This window comes from Pseudomonas sp. RC4D1, assembly GCF_018390395.1.
Taxonomy (GTDB): domain Bacteria; phylum Pseudomonadota; class Gammaproteobacteria; order Pseudomonadales; family Pseudomonadaceae; genus Aquipseudomonas; species Aquipseudomonas danubii.
On record NZ_JAHBAW010000002.1, the window covers coordinates 2,044,977 to 2,055,454 of the forward strand.

At 64.2% G+C, this 10,478-nt stretch carries 8 protein-coding genes; 6 read left to right on the forward strand and 2 right to left on the reverse strand.

Features of this window, described 5'->3' with window-relative positions:
* Positions 1-57 precede the first annotated feature (57 nt).
* Positions 58-474, forward strand: a complete 417-nt coding sequence (locus tag KHO49_RS25025; RefSeq protein WP_102880972.1) for a lysozyme inhibitor LprI family protein — start codon at positions 58-60, stop codon at positions 472-474.
* 32 nt (positions 475-506) lie between these two features.
* Here KHO49_RS25025 and KHO49_RS25030 read toward each other — a convergent pair whose 3' ends face one another.
* Complete coding sequence (locus KHO49_RS25030) at positions 507-1,826, reverse strand: MFS transporter (protein WP_102880973.1); 1,320 nt, start codon at positions 1,824-1,826, stop codon at positions 507-509.
* Positions 1,827-1,896: 70 nt separating this feature from the next.
* Positions 1,897-2,154, reverse strand: a complete 258-nt coding sequence (locus tag KHO49_RS25035; protein ID WP_213665962.1) for a helix-hairpin-helix domain-containing protein — start codon at positions 2,152-2,154, stop codon at positions 1,897-1,899.
* 114 nt (positions 2,155-2,268) lie between these two features.
* Between KHO49_RS25035 and KHO49_RS25040 the strand changes: the two genes are divergently transcribed.
* From KHO49_RS25040 to KHO49_RS25060, 5 genes are all read left to right on the forward strand, one after another.
* On the forward strand, positions 2,269-3,687 hold the full coding sequence (locus tag KHO49_RS25040) for a short-chain fatty acid transporter (RefSeq protein ID WP_102880975.1): 1,419 nt from the start codon (positions 2,269-2,271) through the stop codon (positions 3,685-3,687).
* Between the two features lie 195 nt (positions 3,688-3,882).
* Positions 3,883-5,583: an acid phosphatase gene (locus KHO49_RS25045; protein WP_110652195.1), complete on the forward strand. Its 1,701-nt coding sequence runs from the start codon at positions 3,883-3,885 to the stop codon at positions 5,581-5,583.
* A gap of 192 nt (positions 5,584-5,775) precedes the next feature.
* The gene (locus KHO49_RS25050; protein WP_170004423.1) at positions 5,776-7,473 is read left to right on the forward strand and encodes a molecular chaperone HscC; all 1,698 of its coding nucleotides are present in this window, start codon (positions 5,776-5,778) and stop codon (positions 7,471-7,473) included.
* A gap of 11 nt (positions 7,474-7,484) precedes the next feature.
* Positions 7,485-9,101, forward strand: coding sequence for a J domain-containing protein (locus KHO49_RS25055; protein WP_213665963.1), 1,617 nt, complete (start codon positions 7,485-7,487; stop codon positions 9,099-9,101).
* Between the two features lie 109 nt (positions 9,102-9,210).
* On the forward strand, positions 9,211-10,383 hold the full coding sequence (locus tag KHO49_RS25060; protein ID WP_102880979.1) for a hypothetical protein: 1,173 nt from the start codon (positions 9,211-9,213) through the stop codon (positions 10,381-10,383).
* Positions 10,384-10,478: the final 95 nt, after the last annotated feature.

A 10,478-nucleotide genomic window follows, 5' to 3' on the forward strand; every position in this document is an offset into this window, starting at 1 on the left:
TCTCCCTGGCAACAGCTCTGTAGAATGCCTGCTCCATTCTCAGCGCAAGGGACCGACATGCCTCATCAGCCTTGGATCTTTGGCCTTGTCATCGCCGTACTCGCCAGTACCGCTGGCTGGGCGCCTGCCCAGGCCGCAGCACTGGACTGCGAGCACATCAGCGTCAGCGAACAGATCGATCGCTGCGCCCGGCAGGACAAGGATCGCGCCGACGCTGCGCTCAACCAGAGCTATCAGGCACTGCTGGTGCGGGTCCACAACCTGTACCCCAGCAGCCTGCTGCAAGAACAGGAATACCTCGGCAAATTGAAGAATGCCCAGCGTGCCTGGATCAAATACCGCGACAGCAGCTGCGTGCTGGAGGCCTTCGAAGTGGAACCGGGCAAGCCGGCCCACGTCACCCTGATCAACCGCTGCGTGACCCGCCTGAGCAACGAGCGCACCCGCTACCTGGACCAACTGCTACCCAAATAATCACACCCGCTGAAGAAAATTCGCGAAGCTGATCAGTAGCCCCCATCAGGTTGCGCCGATGCGTGCCGAGCCTCACCCACGCGCCCACCAAAGTAGCCGGCACTGGCCACCCCCACCGCCCCCATCACCGCGCAATAGATCACGCAGATCCATGGGCTCCAGGGCATCAGGGCAATCAGCAACAACGGCGTGGTGCTGGCCCAGAGGGCATAGGCGATGTTGTAGGTGAAGGAAATGCCCGAGACGCGAATCCGCGGTGGAAACAGGCTGACCATCACCGATGGCACCGCCCCCACCACCCCGCAGCCCAGGCCGGCGATGGCGTAGGCCAGGCCGATCCACTCACCGCCGCTGATCAGGCAGCCATAGAGCACGGCGATGCCCAGGGGCAGCAGCAGGCTGTAGAGCATCACCGTGCGCCAGGCGCCGAGGCGGTCGACGATCAGCCCGGCCAGGATGCAGCCGATGTTGAGGAAAACGATGCCCAGGCTACTCAGGGCAAAGGTATGGCTGGCGCTCATGCCGAAGCTCTTCTGCATCATGGTCGGGGTGATGACCACGAACACCACCACCGCCGAGGTCAGCACGCAGGTGAGGATCAGCGCCGGCAGGATCGCCAGCCGGTGCTCGCGCAGCACGGTGCGCAGGGGCAATTCGCCGGCGCTGTCGCGTTGGTTCTGCAGGGCCACGAACACCGGGGTTTCACTCAGCCAACGGCGCAGCCAAACGCCGATCACGCCAAACACCCCGCCCAGCAGGAAAGGGTAGCGCCAGGCATGATCGAGGATTTCCTCGGGGCTGAAGACCCGCGCCAGCAGGGTCGCGGTCAGCGCGCCCAACAGGTAGCCGAAGGTCAGCCCGGCCTGGAGAAAACCCAGGGCATAGCCGCGATGGGCCCGTGGCGCGTGCTCGGCGACAAATACCCAGGCACTGGGCACTTCGCCCCCCACGGCGGCACCTTGCAGCACGCGCAGCGCCAACAGCAACAATGGCGCGAAGTAACCGATCTGGGCATAGGTGGGCATGATGCCGATCAGCAGGCAAGGCAGCGCCATCATCAGGATGCTCAGGCTGAAGACCTTCTTGCGCCCCAGCCGGTCGGCGAAGTGGGCCATTAGAATGCCCCCCAGGGGCCGGGCCAGGTAGCCGGTGACGAAGATCCCGAAGCTTTGCAGCAGGCGCAGCCATTCGGGCATTTCCGGAGGGAAGAACAGCTGGCTCAGGGTCAGGGCGAAAAATACGAAGATGATGAAATCGTAGATTTCCAGGGCGCCGCCCAGGGCGGCCAGGCCCAGGGTCTTGTAGTCGGCGCGGGAAAAGCGCGCCGGCGACGACTCAGTGGAAGGGGTCATAAAAGCAACTCGGAGGGTGGCAATCAGCAAGGCTGCACATGGTCTATGCAATCGTCCCGAGGAACAACCATCAGTCGTTGGCGACCCGGGCTATAGACGAGCCCTTGGCCATGGCAATGGCCGCCTGGATCGCGGCGCGGGCCTGGGGGCTGTTTTTCCAGCAGCTGGAGCCCACCAGGGCCGAGGCCTGGGAGACGATGTCCAGGGCATCGGCGGCGGCCAACTGGCTCAGGGAAATGATCCCCAGTTGCTCCAGGCGACCCACCACTGTGGGCCCGACACCCTTGACCTTGAGCAGTGCGGCGCGTTCTTCGGGGGAAAATGACATCGGCTTTGAGTCCTTTGCAGTCCGTGGCAATTGCCGCATTCTTGCACAGTTCTCGGCCGCCTCAGCCTGGGGCGGCCGTCTTCCTTATAAACATAAGAAATCCGAGGTACTGACGTGGCCGCTGATATTCAAGATAGCCGCTCCGCCCGCTTTGCCCTGCGCTGTTCGAACTGGGCTGAACGCTGGTTTCCCGATTCCTGGGTGTTCGCCGCACTGGCGGTGATCATCGTCACCCTGGCCACCCTGGCCATGGGCGCCAAACCCACCGATGCCGCCAGGGCCTTCGGTGACGGCTTCTGGAGCCTGATTCCCTTCACCATGCAAATGGCCTTCGTGGTCATCGGCGGCTATGTGGTGGCCAGCTCGCCGCCAGCGGTGAAGCTGATCGACAAGCTGGCACGCATCCCCAAGAACGGCCGCTCGGCGGTGGCCTGGGTGGCGCTGATTTCCATGGTCGCCTCTTTGCTCAACTGGGGCCTGTCCCTGGTGTTCGGCGGCCTGCTGGTACGGGCCCTGGCCCGACGCACCGAACTGCGCATGGATTACCGCGCCGCCGGGGCGGCCGCCTACCTGGGCCTGGGCGCTGTCTGGGCCCTGGGGCTGTCGTCCTCGGCCGCGCAGTTGCAGGCCAACCCCGGCAGCCTGCCGCCGTCGATCCTGGCCATCACCGGGGTGATTCCTTTCACCCAGACCATCTTTCTCTGGCAGTCGGGGGTGTTGTTGCTGGCCCTGATCGTCGTCTCGCTGATCGTCGCCTACGCCACCGCCCCGGGGCCCAACAGTGCCCGGGATGCCCAGGCCTGCGGGGTCGACCCGAGCTTCAGCATGCCCAAGCCGCAACCGCGGACCCGCCCCGGCGAGTGGCTGGAGTACAGCCCGTTGCTGACCATTCTCCTGGCGCTGCTGGCCGCCGGCTGGCTGTATCACGAGTTCGCCACCAAACCGGCGATCACCGCGATCTCCGGGCTCAACACCTACAACTTCCTGTTCCTGATGGCCGGCGCCCTGCTGCACTGGCGCCCACGCAGCTTCCTCGATGCCGTGGCCCGGGCGGTGCCCACCACCACCGGGGTGCTGATCCAGTTCCCGCTTTACGGTTCCATCGCCGCGCTGATGACGGTGGTCAAGGGCGTGGACGGCCAGACCCTGGCCCACCACATCTCGACCTTCTTCGTGCAGATCGCTTCCCACGACACCTATGCCCTGCTGATGGGCCTGTACTCGGCGGTACTGGGCTTCTTCATTCCGTCGGGCGGCGGCAAGTGGATCATCGAAGCGCCTTATGTGATGCAGGTGGCCAATGACCTGCAATACCACCTGGGTTGGGCCGTGCAGATCTACAACGCCGCCGAGGCCTTGCCGAACCTGATCAACCCCTTCTACATGCTGCCGCTGCTGGGAGTACTGGGCTTGAAGGCCCGGGACCTGATCGGTTTCTCCTTCGTCCAGTTGCTGGTGCACACCCCTCTGGTGCTGGTCCTGCTCTGGGCCCTGGGCACCACCTTGGCCTACTTGCCGCCCGTGATCCCCTGAAGGCTTGCCGAGCCCGCTCCGCCAAGACGGAGCGGGCCTGTGGATAAGTCTTTTTCGACGCGGATTTCAGACTTTTCAGAGGCCATCGCAGTGGACTCCTGAAGCATTCCTGTAGTCTTTGCGTCATATTCGGTTGTTACCGTGCCACCGAAATAGTTTGTAACGAATTTCCAGATCGACGTGCAAGGAGCCGACATGAGCGACGATACCGACCAGCGCGACACCCCCGAAACCAACGCCGACCAACCCACCGACACCAGCCGCCGCCGCTTCCTTGGCGGCGTTGCCGTTCTTGGGGTCGGCGCCACCCTGAGCGCCTGTAGCAAGCCCGGCGAACCCACAGGCAAACCGGATGCACGTCCGCTCTCCCCTACTGAGCTGGACAAGGCGCTGCGCGATCAGGTGAAGAACGTGGTGGTGCTGTTCGCCGAGAACCGCAGCTTCAACAACCTGTTCGCCAACTTCCCCGGCGTGGAAAAACCGCTGTCGGCCCTCAAGCCCGAAGCGTTCCAGCAACGGGACCGCGATGGCAGCCTGCTGTCGAAACTGCCGCCCATCTGGGGCGGCATCCTGCAAGTGGGGCCACAGACCCTGGACGGCATCACCTACCCGGTGGAAACCCAGTTCCAGGAAAACCTGCCCAATGCGCCGTTCGCCCTCAAAGGCCCCAGCGGCGAGGACCTGCCCCTGGGCCTGGTGACCCGCGACCTGTGGCACGTGTTCTACCAGAACCAGATGCAGATCAACGGCGGCAAGAACGATGGCTTCGTGGCCTGGGCCGACTCCGGTGCCCTGACCATGGGTCACTACGCCCAGACCCGTTACTCCCTGCGCCTGTGGGATGTGGCGCGAGAGTTCGTGCTTTGTGACAACTTCTTCCAGGGCGCCTTCGGCGGCTCCTTCCTCAACCACCAATACCTGATCAGCGCCAAGGTGCCGTTCTACCCCGACGCGGCCAACTCGGTGGCCAAGTCGCAGATCGCTACCTTGCAGGGCGACGACCCCAAGGGCACGCGCCTCAAGCCCCTGGACAAGTCCCCGGCCAGTGCCATGGACGGTGCGCCGCAGTTCGGCCCCAGCGCCCTGACCCCGGACGGTTACGCGGTCAATACCATGGCCCCGCCCTACTGGCCGACCTGGATTCGCGACCCGGAGCGCCCGGACTACGCCAAGCCCGATCTGCCCAGCGTGCTGGTGCCCCAGACCCACGAGCACATCGGCGACAAGCTGTCGAAGAAGAACGTCGACTGGGCCTGGTACGGCGGTGCCTGGCAGGCGACCCTGGAGCAATTCAAGGATTCCGGCGGGATTCCCAAGATCCCCAACTTCCAGTACCACCACCAGCCGTTCAACTACTTTGTGCGCCAGGGCCCGGAGAATCCGGCCGAGCGTGCCAAGCGCCTGCGCGACGGCGGCCTGGGAGACGAGTCGAGCACCAACAAGTTCTTCGCCGACGCCGAGGCCGGCAAGCTACCGGCGGTGACCTTCTACAAACCCCAGGGCAACCTCAACCTGCACGCCGGCTATGCCGACGTAGCCGCCGGCGACCGGCATATCGACCGGGCCCTGAAAGTGCTGCGGGAAAGCCCGCAATGGAAAAACATGGTGGTGATCGTCACCGTCGACGAAAACGGCGGCTGGTGGGACCACGTGGCGCCGCCCCAGGGTGATCGCTGGGGCCCGGGCACGCGGATTCCAGCGCTGGTGGTGTCGCCGTTCGCCCGCAAGGGCACGGTGGATCACACGGTGTATGACACGGCCTCGATCCTGCGGCTGATCACCCGGGTGTTCCAGCTGGAAACCCTGGACGGCATCAAGGAGCGTGACGAGGCCATGATTGCCCGGGGCCAGAAACCCATGGGCGATCTGACCAACGCCCTGCACTTCAGCGTCTGACCCCGGCGGGGCCCGCAACAGGCCCACCAGCCACCGCAGAACCGAAGCTCAAGATCCGCTTCGGCTCTGCGGCAACGACGCCAATAATAGCCATGTGACATCACGCACTTTACCCATCCACCCGACGGGTAATATCCTGCGCGCCACCTATTTGTTTCATCAGTTTTCCGATTGGAAAGGGAGTTCGTCGTCATGATCGTAGGCATCGACCTGGGGACCACCAACAGCCTGGTGGCGGTCTGGCGCGACACCGCCAGTGAGCTGGTGCCCAACGCCCTGGGCCAGCTCCTGACCCCCAGCGTGGTGGGCCTGGACGATGAGGGCCGGGTGCTGGTGGGCCAGGCCGCCCGGGAACGCCTGCACACCCATCCGCAACTGACCACCGCACTGTTCAAGCGCTACATGGGCAGCGCCACCGAAGTGCGTCTGGGGGATCGTCTGTTTCGCCCGGAAGAACTCTCGGCCCTGGTGCTCAAGAGCCTCAAGGAGGATGTCGAACGCACCTACGGCGAGCCGGTGGAAGAAGCGGTGATCAGCGTGCCGGCCTACTTCAGCGACGCCCAGCGCAAGGCCACGCGGATCGCCGGCGAGCTGGCCGGGCTCAAGGTGGAAAAGCTGATCAACGAACCCACTGCCGCGGCCCTGGCCTACGGCCTGCACCAGCGCGACAAGGAAACCTCGTTCCTGGTCTTCGACCTCGGTGGCGGCACCTTCGACGTGTCGATCCTGGAGCTGTTCGACGGGGTCATGGAAGTCCGCGCCAGCGCCGGCGACAACTTCCTCGGCGGCGAAGATTTCGACAGCCTGCTGCTGGAGCACTTCATCGAACAGCAAGGCCAGGCGGCGGACTTTCCCGAGCGCCAGAGCGTGCTCCAGGCCCTGCGCCGGGAAGCCGAACGGGTACGCCGTGCCCTGGGCCAGGAACCCAGCGCCGAGTTCAGCCTGCGCGTCGATGGCCGGCAATGGACCCAGACCATCACCCAGGCGCAGTTGGCCAACCTCTACACGCCCCTGCTGGAACGCCTGCGGGCCCCCATCGAGCGGGCCCTGCGCGATGCGCGAATCCGCGTCAGCGACCTGGATGAAATCCTCCTGGTGGGCGGCGCCACCCGCATGCCCCTGGTACGCAAGCTGGCGGCCGGATTGTTCGGGCGTTTTCCGTCCATCAGCCTCGACCCCGACGAAGTGGTGGCCCAAGGCGCGGCGGTCCAGGCCGCCCTCAAGGCACGCTCCGCGGCCCTGGAAGAAGTGGTCCTGACCGACGTCTGCTCCTACACCCTGGGCATCGAAACCTCCCAGCAGTACGGCAACCAGATCGAGGGCGGGCATTACCTGCCGATCATCGAGCGCAACAGCGTGGTGCCGGTGAGCCGGGTCAAGACCGTGCAAACCTTGCACGACAACCAGGAGCAGGTGCTGCTGAAGATTTTCCAGGGCGAGAGCCGCCTGGTGCGCGACAACGTCGCCCTGGGCCAACTGGAAATGCAGGTGCCCAAGCGCCCGGCCGGTGAAGTCTCGCTGGACGTGCGCTTCACCTACGACATCAACGGCCTGCTGGAAGCCCAGGTGAGCATTCCCCTGACCGGTGAGAGCCGTTCCCTGGTGATCGAGAACAACCCCGGGGTGCTGACCCCGGAAGAAATCCAGCAGCGCCTCAAGGCCCTGGAGCAACTGAAGGTTCATCCCCGCGACCAGCAGGTCAACACCCTGCTCAGCGCCCGGCTGGAACGTCTGTATCAGGAAAGCCTGGGGGAATTGCGCGAACAGATCGGCTATTGGGCCGGGCAATTCCAGCAAGTGCTGGACACCCAGGACGAGCGCAAGATCCGCGAAGTGCGCAACCAACTCAGTGAACAACTGCAGAGACTGGAAAACGGCCACTGGCACTGAGGAGCGGCGACATGGACTGTTGGACCCTGCTGGAACTGCCGGACGATGCCGATGAGCGCAGCATCAAGCGCAGCTACGCCAAACGCCTGAAAACCACCCGTCCCGATGAGGATGCCGAAGGCTTCCAGCGTCTGCGCGAGGCCTACGAGCGGGCGCTGCAACTGGCTCGCTGGCGGGAAGAGGAAACCGACGACTGTTCCCCCGAGCCCATCGCCTCTGCTCTGCCTGCGGACAACCTGCAGGCCTGGTCGGGCCTGGTAGAGATGAGCCCGAGCCTGGCCCCCATGCCAACAGCCGCTGTCACGCCAACACCGGCACAGAGCCTACTCAAGGGCCTGACCCTGGAGAACCTGCCGCAACGCTGGCCAGAGGCCCAGGCCCAGGCCCAACAATGTGCCCAGGACTTCCAGAACCTGCTGCTGGAGCACTGCTGCAACCACCCCGAACAGCGCGCGCCCCTGGTTGAGTGGGCGGTTCAACATCTGGAATGGCTGACGCCCTGGCAAAGCCTGTCGATGAGCGACGCGCAACAACGCTCGCTGGTGGGAGCCCTGCTGGGCTATTACCGCCAGACCCTAAAAGACCAGTTGCAAGCCAACCAGGAACGGGCGTTCCTCGCGCAACTGACGCACTACAGCGAACAGCTCTGGCTGCAGATTTTCGATCACCGTCTGCAATGGCAAAGCGCGGTACTGATGCTGCTCAACGAGCAACAGTGGAGCGTTCCCCTGTTCGAACGGGTCTGCCAAGTGTTCGGCTGGGATGAACAACGCGGCGCGATCCCGGAACCGGCCTGGGTCTGGCAACACCTGGTCCAGCGCTGTCAGCAGGAAACCTTCTATCAGGACTTGCAAAACAAGCTGCAGCAGGAACACAGCTGGGCACCGGAGGTACTGGCGGCACAGTTGCTCGCCAAGCCGCTGTCACCGCGCCAGCAGCGCAACCTCACCCGCGGCTTTACCCAGAATGAATGGCAAGCTTGCCAGGAGTTGGCACAGACCCTGACCTGGCGCTTCCCTCAACTGATCGAGCGCCTGCCCCAGCGTGACGTGTTCTATTGGCAGAAATTCATGCCGCAACCCTCCACCACAGGGGAAACATGGGTCCGGGCCTGGGCCGGCATCGGGCTGGCATTCACCCTCTTTTTCATTCAGGAACGCCAGGACCCGCCGTTGCTTGCAGCCGCCATGGCGGCCTTTTGCGGCTGGCTGGCGGCGGTGCTCGGACTTTTGGCACTGACCGCCTGGAACGCCCTGGCGTTGCGCCTGCTGGATCTGGACCTGTGGCTGAGCGAACGCCTAATACCGAAAGCGCTGCGCAAGCCTCCTGATCCAAGACTGCTGCGGCACGGCGTGCCCTTCCTGGCCTTGCTGGCGCTGTTCGCCAGCCTGCTCGGCCTGCTGGGGATGCTGGCGTACCTGGGTTTTACCCTGATTGGCGCCCTGCACCACAAACGCGTCGGCCATGTGAGCGAAACCTTCCGACTCAAGCATCCCTGGCTGAGCGTCTTGCACTGGTCGAACTTCAGCCCCTGGCAATCGGTCTTCTTGTTGCTAATGGTGGGGGTTATCCGGGCGTGCCAAGTGTTCTACCCGGCCTTCCCGCTGACCCGGCTGATACCGGGCTGAAGCCTGTACATGGGGGACAGATTTTTTCTCCGCTGTCTTTCTCTATCCACGGCTGTGTTCCAGTATGAGCAGCCCCCGTGGAGGGGTTCACGCTGAAAAGGATCTGAGCATGTTCAAATTCGCAGGAATCTCCCTGGCCCTGGCGGCCGCCGCGTTGAGCACCAGCGTCATGGCCGATGTCGAGGTCGATCTGGGCAGTCCGCAACGTGTCACCCAACTCTTCGCCTACCCCAACAACTGCAACGTGATCTGCTATCGCAACTGGACCCTGGAGCAGACGGTGGAGCACTACCTGACCCAGAGCGTGCAGCGCGATGGCTACAGCGCGGCCAAGGTCAGCGTGAAAACCGCCAACGACAAGGTTGTCGCCTCCATCAGCGGCGTGCCCGAGGGCTACGACAAGCCGTTGAGCGCCCTGCTCGATGCCGGCGACCTGGCCTATAAAGGCGCCAGCCAGCTCAATGCCGATGGCAAATGGGCCTACAGCTGGTACCTGTTCCTGCCTCTGGGCATGGCCCTGGAAAACCGCAAGAGCGTCGAGCTGCTGCACTTCCCGCCGGACTATTCATTGACCCAGGCCCAGGACTATCTGGAGTCGGCCACCACCGACCGCTGGGCCACCCTGCTCACCGTCAACGGCATTGCCGCAGAGCAAACGCCGGCGTACCAGACCATTGTCGACATCGCACCGATCGCCGCGCCATCGAGTGCCGGCAAGGACCTGGAAGGGGTCTACAGCTACTTCAACAACTACCAGACCACCATGGTCAAGCAGGTCAGCCAGAACGCCAGCGGCGCGGCCCTGCCGATGGTGGCTTTCGGTGCGCCCGTGCGTAACTGGCTCAAGCAGCAATATGGGGTCACGGTGAATGTGCTGGGCCTGGCGCAAATCAGCCCCAGCGAAGGCGTGAAGGTGCCGGTACTGGGCTCCAACCACCCGAGCTACATCTGGTACGCGGCGGACCCGGACAACTATGACAACGACGAGGCCAAGGCCGACGCCGCAGGGCTGAAAGTCATGGGACAGGATTTGAGTGCGGCCTGCTGGCAGGCCGGTATGGGCAGCAAGCCGGGGACGGACCCGAGCACCCTGCTCAGCAGTTGCACCCAGACCTGGCAGGTGACGCAAAAAGAGCAGACCTGCGAGTTGTTCTACACCTCGGTACGCAAGCTGACCGAGCAACAGGCCGCGGCCAAGTGCAGCAGCGCACCGGTCACGACCCAGCTCAAGCAGCTCAAGGCACCGGCACCGGCGCCAAGCACCGAGGTGCCGCACCTCTGAAGTCCGCCGCTGGCCGCTGCGCCTTCACGCAGCGGCCAGCCCGCATTCAGACGGCGCCGAGGGGACGCAGGCGATATTGCGGTGGCAGTTGTTCG